Below are 16777 nucleotides of genomic sequence, written 5' to 3'. Positions count from 1 at the left end.
AGTGTGAGTCCATGGTTACGAAGAAAAAAAAGAAAAAGGCGCATGTTCCGTTCAGGTTGAACATGCTGTTTTTCGCAGTATTTGTCCTTTTTTCGATGTTAATTTTACGGCTGGGCATTGTCCAGATTGTCTATGGTGATGACTTTAAACGGGAAATTGAGCGGACCGAGGAAATAACGGTTAAAAATCCAGTTCCCCGTGGGAAAATGTTCGACAGGAACGGGACCATCATCGTTGACAACTCTCCGTTGAACGCAATCACCTACACGAAATACCAGGGCACGTCACAGGATGAAATGCTCGAGGTGGCGAGAAAGCTAGCCGAGCTCATAGACAAGGATCCGAAAAAGCTACAGAAACGGGATAAAGTGGATTTTTGGCTTTTGACGCATAAGGAACAAGCGGAAAAGAAAATAACCGATAAAGAATGGAAAATGTACGAAAACAAAGAATTAAAGGATGCGGATATTTATAAACTCCAGGTGGAAAGGGTAACTGAAGAAGATCTCAACAGCCTTTCAAAGGAAGAACTGGAAGTCGCAGCGATTTTCCGTGAATTTAATTCCGGCTATTACCAGTCTCCGCAGATTGTGAAAAATGAAAATGTTACTCCGGAGGAATTCGCTTTGGTTAGTGAAAATCTCGAGGATTTACCGGGGGTCGATACGACAACCGATKGGACCCGCCGATACGCTTTTGGCGACACGCTGAAAACAATCCTTGGGAATGTCACGAGTTCCGATCGAGGAATTCCAAAAGAACAACTGGATTATTATTTGTCGAGGGACTACAGCCGGAATGACCGTGTCGGCATCAGCTATATCGAAAAGCAATACGAAGAGGTGCTCCAGGGCCAAAAAGCCAAGGTGAAAAACAAAACCGACAAGTCCGGGAAAATCCTCGGCACAACGGTTGTTTCCGAAGGGAAACGAGGCAAGGACCTTGTCCTGACTATCGATATGGAGCTTCAGCAGGAAGTTGAAAAAATTCTTGGGGAGCACTTATGGAAAGCCAAACAGAACAGCAATTCCAAGCTTCTTGACCGGGGGTTTGTCGTCCTGATGAACCCGTATACAGGCGAAATTCTGACGATGGCTGGCAAAAAAATTGAAAAAAACCCGAAAACCGGTAAATACGAAATGAGCGACTATGCGTATGGAACATTCACCACCTCCTACAACGTCGGTTCCGTTGTAAAGGGTGCGACAATCTATGCCGGGTTTCAGACCGGAGCGATAAAGCCGGGAGAATATTTCGTAGACAAACCAATGGTTATAAAAGGAACCGATGCAAAGGCTTCATGGAGACGATCGGGTTTCGGCCGTATTAACGACCTGCGCGCCCTTCAAATATCTTCGAACGTTTACATGTTCCATACCGCTATCCAAATTGGGCAGGGGTCCTATGTCCCGAATCAGCCGCTTCGTATCAAAAATGTGGGGTTTGATATCATGCGGGAGTCATTCGGCCAATTCGGGCTTGGCGTTCGGACAGGTATCGACCTTCCAAACGAGGCGATTGGATATCCGGGAAAAATTGATCCAGGAAAGCAGCTTGATCTCGCAATCGGCCAGTATGATACGTATACCGCGATGCAGCTTGCCCAGTATATCTCAACGGTTGCAAATGGCGGGACGAGAATCCAGCCCCATATTGTGAAAGAGATCCGCGAGCCTGTCATGGAAACAGATAAGCTTGGCCCTATCATCCAGGAAATTCAGCCGAAAATACTGAATAAGCTTGATGGAGATGAGGAATGGATCAAACGGGTCCAGACCGGTTTCAGGATGGTTATGCAAGGGGACGGCACAGGAGCACGGAAATTTGGGAACGCCCCGTATCAGCCTGCTGGCAAAACAGGGACTGCCCAGGCATTTTATGACGGATTTGAGCGGAAGAAGTTTGGCAAAATTCCGCCCGATGTCATGAACCTGAGCCTAATAAGCTACGCTCCATTCGACCGGCCTGAAATTGCCATGGCAGTACTGATTCCGTGGGCATATCAGGGAAACAACGGGATTTCTTACAACAATGAAATTGGCCGAGATGTCCTTGACGCGTATTTTGACCTGAAGAAAAAACGCGAATCTGCCGGTGCCAAGCAGGACAATGAAGCAAATGAAAATACAGATGAAAATACAAATGAACAGCAAGCTGCCTCGGGCCAGTAAGCACATTGAAAACCGTCTCCAATACGAGGCGGTTTTTTTTGGCTTTTTCGGGAAAAATACTTTCAAACATTACGGCTCACTCCAAACTTTCCTTAATCCCGATACAAAAGCAAACGCTTGAATTGTAAATTCTATTTTTGAATAAATTTACAAACAGTTTACATGCGATTAAAACCCTATTTACACTGAACCTTTATTCTAAAAATGCAAGGAAGAAAAAACACTTACCCAGGGGGTACAAACGAATGAAACTTGTGAAAAAGTTAGGTATCGTATTTATGCTGGCAGCTGTTATGGTTGTAGCGGCCGCTTGCGGAGGAGATAACAAAAAGAATGCGGATGCCCTTGAAGGCAGTGTCGTTATTGATGGATCGGGAACCGTATTTCCTTTCATGGCCAAAATGGGTGAAAACTACATGACGAATGAGCAGGAAAATGTATCGGTTGAGGTTAGCAGGGCCGGAACATCCGCAGGTTTTAAAAAATTCCTGGCTAAAAACGGCACAGATTTCAATAATGCCTCCCGCTCAATAAAAGAAGAGGAAATTGCAGAAGCGAAAAAACAGGGTATCGACGTTCAGGAATTGAAAGTCGCCCTTGATGGTATTACGATCGTCATCAACAAAGACAATGATTGGGCAAAGGAATTGACGAAGCAGGAAGTCATTGACATCTTTACAGCAAGCAAAGGCAAGAAAAACTGGTCAGATGTCCGCGCAGATTTTCCGAATGAACCAATCAAGACATACGGCCCGAACGAAAACCATGGAACATATGAGTTCATGTTCGAAAAAATTCTTGGAGAACAAGCCCTTCCAGAAAAAATCAATCTGCAACAGGATTACTCGACTCTCGTGGACCTTGTTTCAAAAGACAAAAATGCAATTGGGTTCTTTGGATATGGCTACTACGAAAGCAATAAGGACAAGCTATCGGCTGTAAAAGTAGATTTTGGCCAGGGGCCGGTTGATCCATCGCTTGACACGATCAAGGAAGATGGCGATTATGCGGAGTTTACTCGTCCAGTTTTCACATACCTGAACGTAAACCATGCCAAAGAAAAACCAGAAGTGCTCGATTTTGCTATCTATACAATGGAAAACGCGCAGGAAGTTGCGAAGGAAACAGGATTCGCGCCTTTGTCCGATGAAGATAAGCAAGCTTCTCTTGATGCCTTGAACGCCTTGAAACAATAAAAAATATGACATTGATTTGTGCAGAGTGGAGATGAGGAGTGTTTCTTCTCATCTTTCTCATTGTGCATCAGGGAAGGCTCTCGAGTAAATAGGGTGAAAGGGGTTATAACATTGGACAGAACATCCGGGGAAAATAGACTCGACATCAGCGGCATGATAGAGAAAAAGAAAAAAACCGCCAGTGTTGGGAATGTAGCTGAAAAACTGATTCCAGGGATATTGTTTGGGATCGCCGCCATTTCAGTGCTAACGACAATTGGAATTGTTTTAACTTTGCTGACTGAAACAATCCTATTTTTTAAAGAAGTTCCATTTCTTGATTTTTTCACAGGTACAAAGCTGAAGCCGCTTGGAAAGGATGCTGTGTTTGGCGTCCTGCCTCTTTTGACGGGAACGCTACTGTCAACAGTGATTGCGATGGCGGTTGCTATCCCAATTGGCTTGATGACGGCAGTATTTTTGAGTGAATACGCATCTGAACAATTGAGGAAATTCCTTAAACCAATGCTCGAAATATTAGCCGGAATTCCGACGATCGTGTACGGATTCTTTGCTTTTACATTCGTTACTCCTTTATTGCGTTCCTTCATCCCGGGTTTGGAACCTACAAACATTCTTAGCCCTGGGATTGTGATGGGCATAATGATTATTCCGATGGTCGCTTCCCTGTCTGAGGATGCGATGAACGCTGTTCCCAACGCAATGAGAGAGGGAGCGCTCGCTTTGGGGGCGACAAAGCTTGAGGTGACATGGAAGGTTGTCGTTCCGGCAGCGATTTCCGGTATTATTGCGTCCTTCGTCCTCGGAATATCCCGGGCAATCGGGGAAACGATGATTGTGGCCATCGCAAGCGGAAGCTCCAAGAACTTTACATTTGACGTGACCCAATCGATGCAGACGATGACTGCCTATATTGTAGAAGTTACTGGCGGGGAGGCCGCTGCAGGAACAACGCTGTATTACAGCTTGTATGCCGTGGCAATGACTCTGTTCGTCTTTACTTTGATCATGAACCTTGTTGCGCAATATATTTCACGCAAGTTCAGGGAGGAATATTAATATGAAATATATTGACAACACAGTGGTTGAGAGGAAAATGGGCAAGCGCCTTTTTGCCAATCGCATGGCGAAAATCCTTTTTCTGCTGGCGACGCTGTTTGGCATCGCCGTCCTGGCGGTCCTGATTTACAGGGTTGTTATGGACAGCATGGGTTGGATTGACAGCAGCTTTCTGCTGAACAAGCTCTCAACCGATCCACAAAGGGCAGGAATTCTTGGGGCAATCTACGGAACACTGTGGCTAATGGCCGTGGTTGCGCCAGCGACGATGATTCTCGGGGTAGGAACAGCGATTTATTTGGAGGAGTATGCGAAGAAAGGGAAACTACAGTCGTTTATCCAAACGAATATATCCAATCTGGCCGGCGTCCCATCCGTTGTATTCGGGATTCTTGGCTTGACAGTTTTCGTCCGGGCGTTCGGTTTGGGCTCGGTTGTCCTCGCAGGTGGCTTGACAATGGCCCTGCTCGTCCTGCCGGTTGTTGTTGTCGCGAGCCAGGAAGCGATTAGGGCTGTTCCGTATTATTTGCGGGAAGCATCTTACGGAATGGGGGCAACGAAATGGCAGACAATCAGGAATGTCGTCCTTCCCGCATCATTGCCGGGTATTTTAACAGGCGTCATCCTTGCATTGTCCCGGGCGATCGGAGAAACAGCGCCGCTTGTCGTAATCGGTATACCAGCGCTGTTAATACCACTTCCGAACAGCGTTTTTGACAAGTTCACCGTGTTGCCGGTCCAGATTTATTATTGGACAGTCGATTCCGCACTTACGGCTGAGTATGCGAACCTTGCGGCAGCTACTATTGTCATCCTGCTGGTCGTACTATTCGCGATGAACTCGGTTGCCATTTTAATACGAAACAAATTCCAAAAAAGATTCTAGGGCTGGAGGGAGTTACCTATGGGGATTACAGCAGGATATGCAAATGGAACATCTATTCAGGCAAGCGGCAAAAAGAATACCGTTTATCGTACAAAAGACCTCAACTTATGGTATGGCGAGGGCCATGCTTTAAAGAATATTAATCTTGATATTATCGAGAATGAAGTGACAGCCATCATCGGGCCGTCGGGATGCGGGAAATCTACCTATATTAAAACATTGAACCGCATGGTGGAACTTGTCCCGATTGTCAAAATTTCCGGAGAAATCCTCTACCGTGAAAAGAATATTCTCGATAAGGATTACAAAGTCGAGGATCTACGGACCAGGGTTGGAATGGTTTTCCAAAAGCCGAATCCATTCCCGAAATCCATCTATGAAAATATTGCGTACGGTCCGAAAATCCACGGGATAAAAAATAAAAAAATCCTTGATGAAATCGTCGAACAGAGCCTTCGCGGAGCGGCGATTTGGGATGAAGTAAAAGACAGGCTCCATCAAAATGCGTATGGCCTTTCAGGCGGACAGCAGCAGCGCCTTTGCATCGCTCGCTGCCTTGCAATCGAGCCGGATGTCATATTGATGGACGAACCAACTTCAGCGTTGGATCCTATTTCAACGTTAAAGGTGGAAGAGCTTGTCCAGGAATTAAAGAAAGACTTCAGCATCATCATCGTCACCCATAACATGCAGCAAGCTTCCCGCATTTCCGATAAAACTGCGTTTTTCCTGAATGGGGAAGTCATTGAATTTGCCGAAACAAGCACGATTTTTTCCAATCCTTCCGACAAACGGACGGAAGATTATATTTCAGGGCGGTTTGGCTGATTGGGGCCATTCCAGCACGGACAAGGTGGGATACAATGGGGATGAGAACCAATTTTGACAACAACCTGAACCAGTTGAAACAAATGCTGATGGAAATGGTGAAAATGGCAAAGGAGCAAGTCGAAGATTCGATCAGCACGTTCATTTCGCAAGACTTGGAAAATGCCAGAAAAATAATTGAAAAAGATGAAGAAATAAACCTTCTGGAAACGCAGATTACCGAAAAGGCGATTTTGCTCATTGCGACGGAGTCTCCTGTCGCGACCGATTTAAGAGCCATTCTGGCAGCCCTGAAAATTTCTTCGGAGGTTGAGCGGATTGCCGACAATGCCGTCAATATTGCCAAATCAGCCCTCCATATCGGAAAAGAAAAGCATATTAAAGAAATAAAGGATATCCCAAAGATGAAGGAACTGGTCGTTGACATGCTAGATTGCGCCCTGCAATCCTTTTATACAAACGATGCTGTTTTGGCAAAGAAATGCGCTGAAATGGATGACCGTGTTGATGAAATGTATGGAATGCTCGTCCATGAACTTTTGGGGTATATTCCAGGAAAACCCGAAGCGACAAACCAGATCGCGCAAATGGCGTTTACGTGCAGGTATTTGGAACGCATTGGAGACCATTCGACCAATATAGCCGAGCAAGTTGTGTTTTTGGTGACAGGTAAACGATACGACCTGAACCATTAAGGAATTGCAGATGGTGAAATTTGTCCCCTATTCGCAAAAAGAAGCAGTCATTTTGTCGAAAGAAAGAAGGGGAGAAAGAACTAAAGGCCCCGGGAAAAATTTTTTTAGCCCCCGGAAAGAGTGTGTGTACGGGCAGGCGATTTCCGACAATTTGCGTTTATTGTAAGCCTTATTGACAGGTGCTACCATTATTTATGAGAGCTGGCGGTATTAAAGCAGCCTTCAGCAGAATAGAATGGTTAGTTATCTAAAAAGGGCGGTAGTGGTCATGCTGAAAACAAAAACGGAAACAAGGCCTGGGCAAACAGAACTGGCGGCGGAAGGAATTGCCTATCCCGCGGAAAAACTCGCCATTGCAACCGGGTTATGGATTAATGGACACGTCTATGGGCGATTTGAAGCGAGAGAAACGCTCCTTTACGAAGAAAAACTCACACTAAAGGTATCCGAGGAATCCCCCCATTCAAAAATCGCTGTCCTGAATTACTTTATTTGCAATCATGGCAACGAAGAAAAAAGGATCAAGCTATTGGTTATGCACCTGCCAAAAACATTTATTATGAACCACTTTTCCTTTATCGCCCCCGCCGACCAAACGATTTTCCATCTTGCGGGGGAGAAGATGTTCCTCGTTGGCGGCCTTCCAGTGGAAGATGCAAAGTGGGAGGCAACAGTCATCCCGTCCTGGCATATAAGTTCAGACAGTATATGGGAGGATATAGGGAAGGGCACCCTAAAATATTCTCCTTTGGCAAAAGGAAATCCCGCCAGCATCCTTTCAACGGATATTGGAGTACCGCCCGGAAAAACGGTACGGTTGGCGTCATGGCTTATTTCAGGGGAAGACAAGAATGAGCTGGTTTCCCTTAGAAATGTACTTTTAAAAAACAGACTAGCATTTGCAAATGAAAAGTGATATTATATAAAAGTCGTATAACGAACATGCTGTGAATGTTTGGAGGGATAATAATGCGCGTGAATATTACGTTAGCTTGCACTGAGTGTGGAGAGCGCAACTATATTTCTAAGAAAAATAAACGGAATAATCCAGATCGCCTTGAGCTGAAAAAATATTGCTCCAGGGAAAAGCGTACAACTTTACATCGCGAAACAAAATAAGCAGTGGGGCTTCCTGCTGCTTTTTTTGTTGTCTAAAAATAGGTAAATAGATATAGGGGGAATGGAAAATGGAAGAAAAGCAGAATTCGCGACAGGCCATGATGGAGCGCCTCAAATCAATGGCCGATGGGGAATACCGTGAGCGTTCAGAACGAATCGCTTCTAACTTCTTCGGGAATCCCGTATGGGAGAAAGCCCAGGTAATCGGCATTACCATTTCCAGGCCGCCTGAAGTTGATACATACGGAATTATTGAAAAAGCCTGGCGGGAAGGAAAGCGTATCGCTGTTCCGAAGTGCCTCCCTGCTACAAGGGAAATGCAGTTCCGGTATCTTACCGATTTTTCTCAACTCGAGAAGGTTTACTATGGGCTTTTGGAGCCAATAGTAGAACAGACCGAGCACGCAGACTTGAATGATATTAGCCTGCTCGTTGTTCCCGGGCTGGCGTTTACCCGCGATGGATACAGGCTTGGTTTCGGAGGTGGCTATTATGACCGTTTCCTTGCTCGTTACAAAGGGGAAACGGCATCGCTTGCCTTCAACTGCCAAATCGTTGAACAGCTTCCAATCGAGGAGCATGATAGGCCGGTTGGGCTCATTTTGACGGAAGAGGCGGATTTTCACAAATGACTCCGGCAATGATTTTTTGCACAATCCTGATTTTTGCGGCGGCATGGACAGGATGGAAGCTTAACGCGCTTACTGTGACAGGTGCGATGGGTGCAGTAGGAATCGGGTTTATCACCTTGGCGGGCGCGGGAGCCGAGGGGCTTGTCCTGCTTGGGGCTTTCTTCGCTTCATCTAGCCTATGGTCGAAATTTAAAGCGAAAAGCAAGTCGGCAATGGATGAAAAGCTTGCAAAAGGGGCCACGCGTGACTGGAGGCAGGTCGCCGCGAATGGCGGTCCGGCCGCTATTTGCAGCGGAATATTCCTCGCAACAGGGAACCCGGTCTGGCTTACCTGTTATGCTGCCGCAATTGCCAGCGCCAATTCGGATACGTGGGCATCGGAAATAGGGCCCATTGGCAAAAGCGATCCAATTAGCATTAAAGGGTTTAAGCGGGCCGAACGCGGGACCTCTGGCGCTGTCAGCCTGCTCGGTACAGGTGCGGCCTTGGCTGGAGCCGGATTCATTGCGGTTGTTGCCAGCTGCCTCTTCAATCTGCCATACCATGCCGGTTGGATTATTTTTATTTCCGGGTTCATGGGGAACGTTGTCGATACGTTTCTCGGCGCCTATTTTCAAGTATCATACAAATGTCGCGTTTGCGGGCTTGAGACCGAGAAAGCCCGCCATTGCGGGGCAGCTACAGAAAAAATAAAGGGAAGCGCCCTGCTCGATAATGATGTGGTCAACTTTTTATCCTGCGCCGCGGCCGTAGTTGGAACGTACTTTGTCCTTTAATAGTTCATCCGGCATGGGACACTAGTGGAATGTGTATAAGGTATTGCCACAAAACTATACGGGAGGGCTATTTTTATGAGGCGAGTTAGCAGAGTTGCAATCATTGGAATGGGTTCGGTAGGTTCGAGCTACGCCTTTGCACTATTGAATCAGGGCATCACGGAAGAAATCGTTTTGATTGACCTGAATACGGCAAAGGCCGAGGGTGATGCGATGGATTTGAACCATGGACTTCCTTTCGCCCCTTCACGGACGAAAATCTGGCATGGGGATTACCCAGACTGCAAGGATGCGGACCTAGTCGTCATTTGCGCGGGAGCCAACCAGAGACCGGGTGAAACGCGGCTTGATCTTGTCGATAAAAATACCCGCATTTTTAAAGGGATTGTAGATAGCGTCATGGGAAGCGGATTTGACGGGATTTTTCTGATCGCCACCAATCCGGTCGATATCCTTTCCTTTGCCGTGTGGAAATTTTCGGGACTGCCGAAGGAGCGTGTCATTGGGTCCGGTACAATTTTGGATACGGCCAGGTTCAGGTTTTTGCTTGGCGAATATTTCAATATCGACCCGAGGAATGTCCATGCCTATATTATTGGAGAGCACGGGGATACTGAACTTCCTGTTTGGAGCCATGCGGATATTGCGGGTATGAAAATAGGCGTTTCGGCAAAAAAGAAGGACGATTTCACCCAGGAAGAACTCGACTCCATTTTTCCAAACGTCAGGGACGCCGCCTACCATATTATTGAGAGGAAGGGTGCCACCTATTACGGTATCGCAATGGGGCTTGTCAGGCTGACAAAGGCAGTCCTCGGAAATGAAAATTCGGTATTGACTGTCTCGGCTTGCCTACAGGGGGAGTATGGGCAGGAAAATCTCTATATAGGGGTTCCGGCAATTGTAAATCGGAGCGGGATAAAGGAAATAGTGGAACTTGATTTGAATTCGGAAGAAAAAGACAGGTTCGCCCATTCAGCCGGCATCCTGAAGGACATTCTTGAAAAAGCCATGAAACACTATTGACATCAATAAGCCTTTTCGTATAAACCTCCTCCTTCGGGAAACGATAAAAAGGGAGGTTGGTAATATGAATAAGGCGATTTCATCCGCCGTTATGTTCAGCGCGGCGGGGTACCTGATTTACAGGAACAGGTACAGGCTAATGAACATCCTGCTCGGCACAGGCTGGGTTAGGAAAGCGGCTGTCCGGACAATTATGGGCATGCCTGGGGTAAAAAGAAGAATGATGGATTCTGTATTTGGAGAGCCGAACCGGCTATAAGCCGGTCCGGCTCTTTCTCTTATTAGTATTAGTTCAACCTGACTTCGATTATAATGGTAGTGAGATAAGGCTTACTTATACAACAAGAAGCCTCGGGAAAGCAGGGAAGTTTTTTGAACACTCAGGAAGAAATTTTATTTTGGAAGCTTGCGGAATTATTTATCATTCACTCAGGCTACAGGATTGTGAAATTGTTTCCGGATGAAAAAGAGCTCTGGCTGGAAAAAGGCGAATCCGCCGAGGCCCCTATTATCCGTCTCTACCGTGAGGGTTTTGACTGGAGCAACAGAATGCAACGGGATATGGAGCTGACCGCGGCGACGGGGGCGAGAATCAGGAGCCAGTTGCGCATTAAAAATTTGCGGATCCTCAATGTTTATGTAAGCGAGCATCCTCCTGTAGATGATTACCAGCAAGTGTTGCTTGAGCCATTTATTTATCGGGACAGGGTTTCTGAAACGTCGGTCCACACAATCCTGTTTGCAAACGGAATTTATGGACAAGCGCTGGAACGGCTAACCGGTTTTGTGGATGCCAGCTCCCTTGATTTAAGCAATATGGAGGGGCCTAATTACGGGGATGCCGCTGAGACAAGGCGCAGGACGTTGGAGTTCGCCGAAAACGCGGCCAGGCGGGAACAGGCCATTTTTAAAGCGGGAAGGCCGATTTTCACCTACTTTTTCATGGCCTTGCAGGTACTGGTGTTTTTAATGCTTGAATTTTATGGAGGAAGTACAAATCCAAACACGCTCATAAAATTTGGGGCGAAATTCAATCCGTTAATTTTGGAAGGGGAATGGTGGAGATTTATTACCCCCGTTTTTCTTCATATTGGCTTTCTTCACTTGGCGATGAATACACTGGGGCTTTATTTTGTCGGGACAGCAGTGGAAAGGATTCTTGGGAGCGCGCGATTTTTGTTTGTTTACTTGTTTGCCGGTTTTGGCGGGTCGCTCGCCAGCTTTCTTTTCAGCCATGAGGTATCGGCTGGAGCGAGTGGGGCGATTTTTGGCTGCCTTGGGGCGCTTCTCTATTTCGGGATGGTTTACCCGCGTCTTTTTTTCAGGACAATGGGCCATACAGTCTTTTTAATCATCATTGTCAACCTCGCTTTCGGATTTTCGGTTTCTATGGTGGATAACGCCGGGCATCTTGGCGGCCTTGCCGCGGGATTCCTTGGAGCGGGCATTGTCCATTTTCCGAAAAAGAAAAAGCTATTAAGTCAAATCGTTTTTGCTGCGGTATCGATTCTGCTGGCTGCGGCAATGGTGCAGCATGGTTTCAAGGAAGGGCTTGGGCCAAGGGATGAACATTCCGTCATCCTGCATGCGGAAGAACAAGTGAACCAAAAGGATTATAATGAAGCTTACTCCATTCTTCGTAAATATGAGAAAGAAACCGAAGTATCCGAGAAGACCTACTTTCTGCTTTCCTATACGGAAATCAAATTGCAAAAATTTGCCGATGCCAAGGCCCATTTGCTAAAAGCGATTGCCTTGGATGACAGCTTTCCGGAAGCTCATTTTAATCTCGCGCTCCTCTACCTCGAAGAGCGGGATCTTGTTTCCGCGAAAAAGCATGCCGAAAAAGCGGCGGGCCTGAAACCGGGACAAAAGGAATATCAAAATCTTGTTGATGAAATTGACAAAGCGCTCTCTGCCCAGCGGGGAGCTTAACTGGAATGATTTTTGAAGTTACTTTAAGCATGGAGATTGAGGGGAAATTACGTGAAAACCATTTATGACATCCAGCAATTCCTGAAAAAGTACGGTGCCATTATGTATGTGGGTGACAGGGTCGCCGACTTGGAACTCATGGAAGAAGAACTGATCGAATTGTACAATTCCCAGCTAATTGAACACGGGGAATTCCAAAATGCCATCATGCTCTTGCGGCAGGAAATACAATTGGAAAAAGAAAAAAACAACAAAAAAACGGGTGAGTGAACATGGAAAAATGGTTGGCAGGAATCGACTTGGGAGGAACAACAACGAAGATTGCATTTATATCTTCCTATGGCGAAATTATCGACAAATGGGAAATCGCTACCGACAATTCGAATGAAGGCAGGAATATTGTCCTTAATATAGCAAAATCCATCGATGATCGACTGGATGCAATAGGGCAGGGCAAGGAGAAGCTTGCGGGTATTGGAATGGGTGCTCCGGGACCGGTCAATTATGCCACAGGCGTCCTATATAACGCGGTCAATCTTGGGTTGAAGGAAAATTATCCATTGCGGCAAATCCTAGAAGTGGAAATGTCCCTTCCGGCGGCTATTGATAATGATGCAAATTGCGCCGCAATCGGAGAAATGTGGAAGGGGGCCGGTGATGGAGCGAAAGACCTCGTCTGCGTGACCTTGGGAACGGGGGTAGGCGGCGGTGTCATTGCCAATGGCCATATTGTTCAGGGAGTAAGCGGGGCTGCTGGTGAAATTGGCCATATTACTTCTATTCCCGGCGGCGGCGCCCAATGCAATTGCGGAAAAACAGGCTGCCTTGAAACCATCGCATCGGCTACGGGCATCGTAAGGCTGGCAATGGAGTCCGTCAATAAGGGAGAGAAAGGAAGGTTGGCTGATATCTTTGCAGCCAATGGGATTGTTAGTGCGAAAGATGTATTTGATAGTGCTAGAGATGGAGATTTGGCTTCTGGGCGGATTGTGGACGAGGTTGCCTTCCATCTTGGCCTCGTTCTTGCGAATGTAGCCAATACGCTTAATCCAGAGAAGATTGTCCTGGGCGGAGGGGTTTCGCGCGCGGGTGATATTCTAATAAATAGGGTTAGGGAACAGTTTGCCCGCTATGCCTTCAAAAGGGTGGGGGAAACAACAACGATTGCTTTGGCGACGCTAGGAAATGATGCGGGAGTCATCGGCGCCGCGTGGCTCATCAAGAATCGGCTGTCACTATAGAGAATGTTGCATGAAGGCTCCCTTTTGAGGGGCCTTTTTATTTGTCTAGTAAATTATAGAATTGAACCTTGTGATAACTCGAATTAAGTTATTGTAATCCAGCTCCAGCGCCTAGCCCCTCGAGGTCATAAGCCGGTTCCCTCCGGAGGGCAGGCCCATCCTGCGGGCCCCGTCTTATGCTGGTCGGGGCTGACCAAGGCGCTTGCGCATCTTGTTCGTTACTTAGCTCTTCAACATAAGTTGTGGTTATCCTTCTTTAAGTGCCCAAAGGACGTGCTTTCAACAGCAGTTCGGGGCTAGATATTCTTTTAGTGATCGATGTACTGTTGGGGGTGCCGGCTGCTGTTCGGACGCTAAGCCATCCTTTAGTGCCAGAAGTACCGGCTGCCGACTGCGTTAAATCTTCTTTTAGTGAATTGCATGAATCCCTGTTATTTTCATACATTTTAATGAACCAACGCGTGAAGGCAATCATGGGCTAGGGGGAAAATCATGCTCATCAGCGGACTGCCTGGCAAGACTCCAGCAGATTATGGACGTATGTTTCGTTTGCATCCTGAACTGATCCGTGAATCCAATGGCCCTGGCAGAGTCCATTTGGAAATGGAGGGGGAGATTCGTATCCCCGGTTTTACCGGGATGCGTTATGATTTGAAAAATGGGGAGGCATTAGACTCGGTGGCTTCCAGTTTGCTTATTGATCCGGAAGGCATACACCTTTTGAATGGCGGTAACCTGAAAAATAACGATAGGAGCATTCTCATTCCCTATAGGGTAACAGCCCCGGTTCTGATTGGCAGGGCGAAATACTGTTCTGAAACTCTTGAAAGGGATCTGGAAGCACTGACAGAAACCTATCCATTTGCAAAAGCCTCGGTGATTGGCAGAAGTGTTTTAGGGAAACCGATTTGGGAACTGAAAATTGGGAGCGGAAGCCGAAAGATCCATTTTAATGGGTCTTTCCATGCAAACGAATGGATTACTAGCGGAATCCTTATGGAACTTGTTAATATGTATTTGCTTGCCCTTTGCGGCAATCGAACTTTATTGGGAAAAGAAGCGATATCGATTTTTGAAACCACCGAGCTTTCGGTCGTTCCGATGGTGAATCCCGATGGAGTAGACCTTGTCTTGCACGGTCCGCCTCCGGACTTGGATGGGATGCTAACGGCAATAAATGATGGCAAAAAAGATTTTTCCGGCTGGAAAGCGAACATCAGGGGGGTGGACCTGAATAATCAGTTCCCCGCCAATTGGGAAATAGAGAAAGAACGCAAGGAGCCAAAGTCTCCCGCCCCCCGTGATTTCCCCGGAACTTCTCCGCTGTCCGAGCCGGAAGCTGTCGCACTCGCCAGCCTCGCAGTAAACAGCGGCTTTGATATGGTGGTCGCATTCCATACGCAGGGCGAAGAGTTTTACTGGGGGTATGGAGGGAAAGAGCCCGCAGTTTCCTCGTCCATTGCCGCGGAATTCACCCGGCTAAGCGGATACAGGGCGGTCCAAACAATCGACAGCCACGCCGGATTCAAGGACTGGTTCATTCAGGAATACGAACGTCCAGGGTTTACAATTGAGCTTGGGAAGGGTATTAATCCTTTGCCGCTTTCGCAATTTAATAAAGTATATCGGGATGTCTCCGGGATTTTTCTATATGCAATAGGAGAACCTTTTTAAAATAGTGAGAAAAACAAAATAATATGAAACTATTGGCGTTGGTAAATCGTCTAATAAATATCTGCTAAAAAGGGGGAAGGAAATGGGCGAAAGTCTGCGTAACATATCCAATCAATTTTCAGCACCTGCCAGGCTACTATTCATTTGCCTCCTTTTCTTTTCCCTGGCGTCCTGTTCGCATCCAAAAGAGAAGGCACGGCCCACCGAACATGCCGGAAATCCGGCAGTGGAGGAGGGGCAGCCGGCGAACCCGAGGGAAGGCTGGAAGCTTCCGCTTAAAGTGCCGGAAGGAGAGTTTTTCAAGGTGTTCGGATGGCTTAGTGACAACGAAATCATTTTTGCCTCCAATTTATCTTCTAGCTCCAACCTTTATCGCTATTCCCTGGAAAAGGGGGAAAGCGAATTAATAGTAACGACCGGATATCCGATAGTTACTGTCTCTATCAATCCCCAAAAAACAAGGCTGATGGTCCATACTTCCCCATCTTCTTATGAAGCGGTTGTAACTATATATGATACAACCGGCAATGAATTGGCAAACCAGTCCTTTCCATCGTCAGAACTGCATAGCGAATGGAACCCCTATCGAGAAGATGACCTGCTGATTGTCGCTTTTAATGAGGATTGGACTTATAAAGCTTTTCGTATGAATGCCGCTGACAGGAAAGTAGATGAGATCGGCATACCCGATCCGTTTGTTGAATGGATTGGAAAAGACAAGTATGCCTATCTTGAATGGGATGAAGACACTCCGACGTTTTTCGCGCCGCTCGTTCTGCAGGACATCCAAGGGGAGAAAACAACTGCGCAAATCGTGAATCTCTACCATCTCGAAACGTATAAAGACCTGATTATGGGGATTAGAGCGGCTGGTGATGCGCTCGATAAAGCAATTTTTACGTTTTACGATACACGGCTTAGTGAATTATTTTCTTTCGAGCTTCCCCAGTTGGGCAGATTCTCAGGCTGGCTCGTTCCATTCATGGATTTTAATGGCAGCAAACAGGAATTTACCATTTTCGAGCCAGTCAAAAGCGGGGATGCGGACTCCTACACAGAGGGATTCATCCTTGCCTCCCATGCTCTCGGGGGAGGAAGGAAGGTTCTGTTGGAGGGGGCTGAAAATCAGCCGATTGAATCGTCACCAAACGGAGAAGCATTCCTATATGGCTACAGGTTCGAGAAGATTATTGATGCCGCGGGAAAAAAGGTTTTGAGCCTCATCCAGGAGTAAAAAAAGGACTGCCCACTCACAATGAGGGGAGTCCTTTTTGTCTTTTGTTTTTAAGTTCCAGCAGGGTAACCGCTATGCAGGATTGTCATAAAAGTAAACCAGCCAAAAACCAGGAGTGTCGCAACGGCAAAAAATAGCCCGAGGAAATTTTTATTTTTTAGTGCGGTAAATGAACTATATCCCGCCAGCAAAGTGACAAGCGCGAAAATAATAACAAGCCCTACTTTAAGCATATTTAAAAGCCCCCTTTACCATATAGTCTGCGGGCGGCCAAGCCCGGCCCAATTATGTAACAAATCATTTCC

General features: G+C 46.7%; 18 protein-coding genes. 17 read left to right on the top strand and 1 reads right to left on the bottom strand.

Annotated elements, in window-relative coordinates:
* Positions 1–11: 11 nt before the first annotated feature.
* The 17 genes from ADU24_RS13625 (at position 12) to ADU24_RS13550 (ending at position 16472) form a co-directional block, all read left to right on the top strand.
* Positions 12–2171 (top strand): peptidoglycan D,D-transpeptidase FtsI family protein, encoded by a 2160-nt coding sequence (locus tag ADU24_RS13625; RefSeq protein WP_053367148.1) that lies wholly within the window; start codon positions 12–14, stop codon positions 2169–2171.
* Positions 2172–2416: 245 nt separating this feature from the next.
* Positions 2417–3367 carry a PstS family phosphate ABC transporter substrate-binding protein gene (locus ADU24_RS13620; RefSeq protein ID WP_053367147.1) on the top strand — a complete coding sequence of 317 codons (951 nt, stop codon included), beginning with the start codon at positions 2417–2419 and terminating at the stop codon, positions 3365–3367.
* A gap of 153 nt (positions 3368–3520) precedes the next feature.
* Complete coding sequence (gene pstC, locus ADU24_RS13615) at positions 3521–4426, top strand: phosphate ABC transporter permease subunit PstC (protein WP_053368934.1); 906 nt, start codon at positions 3521–3523, stop codon at positions 4424–4426.
* A gap of 1 nt (position 4427) precedes the next feature.
* Complete coding sequence (gene pstA, locus ADU24_RS13610) at positions 4428–5312, top strand: phosphate ABC transporter permease PstA (protein ID WP_053367146.1); 885 nt, start codon at positions 4428–4430, stop codon at positions 5310–5312.
* An 18-nt stretch (positions 5313–5330) separates the two neighbouring features.
* Positions 5331–6140, top strand: coding sequence for a phosphate ABC transporter ATP-binding protein PstB (pstB, locus tag ADU24_RS13605; protein ID WP_053367145.1), 810 nt, complete (start codon positions 5331–5333; stop codon positions 6138–6140).
* 35 nt (positions 6141–6175) lie between these two features.
* The gene (gene phoU / locus ADU24_RS13600) at positions 6176–6835 is read left to right on the top strand and encodes a phosphate signaling complex protein PhoU (protein WP_053367144.1); all 660 of its coding nucleotides are present in this window, start codon (positions 6176–6178) and stop codon (positions 6833–6835) included.
* A 268-nt stretch (positions 6836–7103) separates the two neighbouring features.
* Positions 7104–7751, top strand: a complete 648-nt coding sequence (locus tag ADU24_RS13595) for a hypothetical protein (RefSeq protein ID WP_053367143.1) — start codon at positions 7104–7106, stop codon at positions 7749–7751.
* A gap of 53 nt (positions 7752–7804) precedes the next feature.
* Positions 7805–7954 carry a 50S ribosomal protein L33 gene (rpmG, locus tag ADU24_RS22620; RefSeq protein WP_082306913.1) on the top strand — a complete coding sequence of 50 codons (150 nt, stop codon included), beginning with the start codon at positions 7805–7807 and terminating at the stop codon, positions 7952–7954.
* A 68-nt stretch (positions 7955–8022) separates the two neighbouring features.
* Positions 8023–8586 (top strand): 5-formyltetrahydrofolate cyclo-ligase, encoded by a 564-nt coding sequence (locus ADU24_RS13590; protein WP_053367142.1) that lies wholly within the window; start codon positions 8023–8025, stop codon positions 8584–8586.
* A complete protein-coding gene (locus tag ADU24_RS13585; protein ID WP_053367141.1) occupies positions 8583–9362 on the top strand; it encodes a DUF92 domain-containing protein in 780 nt (259 codons plus the stop codon). Before ADU24_RS13590 ends, ADU24_RS13585 begins: the two co-directional genes overlap by 4 nt.
* Before the next feature lie 75 nt (positions 9363–9437).
* Positions 9438–10388 carry an L-lactate dehydrogenase gene (locus ADU24_RS13580; protein WP_053367140.1) on the top strand — a complete coding sequence of 317 codons (951 nt, stop codon included), beginning with the start codon at positions 9438–9440 and terminating at the stop codon, positions 10386–10388.
* 64 nt (positions 10389–10452) lie between these two features.
* Positions 10453–10647, top strand: coding sequence for a hypothetical protein (locus ADU24_RS13575; RefSeq protein WP_053367139.1), 195 nt, complete (start codon positions 10453–10455; stop codon positions 10645–10647).
* A gap of 113 nt (positions 10648–10760) precedes the next feature.
* A complete protein-coding gene (locus ADU24_RS13570; RefSeq protein ID WP_053367138.1) occupies positions 10761–12323 on the top strand; it encodes a rhomboid family protein in 1563 nt (520 codons plus the stop codon).
* A gap of 51 nt (positions 12324–12374) precedes the next feature.
* Entirely contained in the window at positions 12375–12593 is a 219-nt protein-coding gene (locus tag ADU24_RS13565) for a YqgQ family protein (protein ID WP_053367137.1), read from the top strand.
* Between the two features lie 2 nt (positions 12594–12595).
* Positions 12596–13564 (top strand): ROK family glucokinase, encoded by a 969-nt coding sequence (locus ADU24_RS13560; RefSeq protein WP_053367136.1) that lies wholly within the window; start codon positions 12596–12598, stop codon positions 13562–13564.
* A 492-nt stretch (positions 13565–14056) separates the two neighbouring features.
* Entirely contained in the window at positions 14057–15238 is a 1182-nt protein-coding gene (locus ADU24_RS13555) for a M14 family metallopeptidase (RefSeq protein ID WP_053367135.1), read from the top strand.
* Positions 15239–15320: 82 nt separating this feature from the next.
* Positions 15321–16472: a hypothetical protein gene (locus ADU24_RS13550; RefSeq protein ID WP_053367134.1), complete on the top strand. Its 1152-nt coding sequence runs from the start codon at positions 15321–15323 to the stop codon at positions 16470–16472.
* A 50-nt stretch (positions 16473–16522) separates the two neighbouring features.
* Here the strand turns inward: ADU24_RS13550 and ADU24_RS13545 are convergent, their stop codons facing one another.
* Positions 16523–16705 (bottom strand): DUF2759 domain-containing protein, encoded by a 183-nt coding sequence (locus ADU24_RS13545; protein ID WP_053367133.1) that lies wholly within the window; start codon positions 16703–16705, stop codon positions 16523–16525.
* Between the last annotated feature and the right edge of the window lie 72 nt (positions 16706–16777).

Origin of the sequence: Bacillus sp. FJAT-27245 (assembly GCF_001273955.1) — a bacterium.
GTDB lineage: Bacteria > Bacillota > Bacilli > Bacillales > Cytobacillaceae > Bacillus_D.
This window is presented reverse-complemented; position numbering and strand designations above follow the sequence as displayed.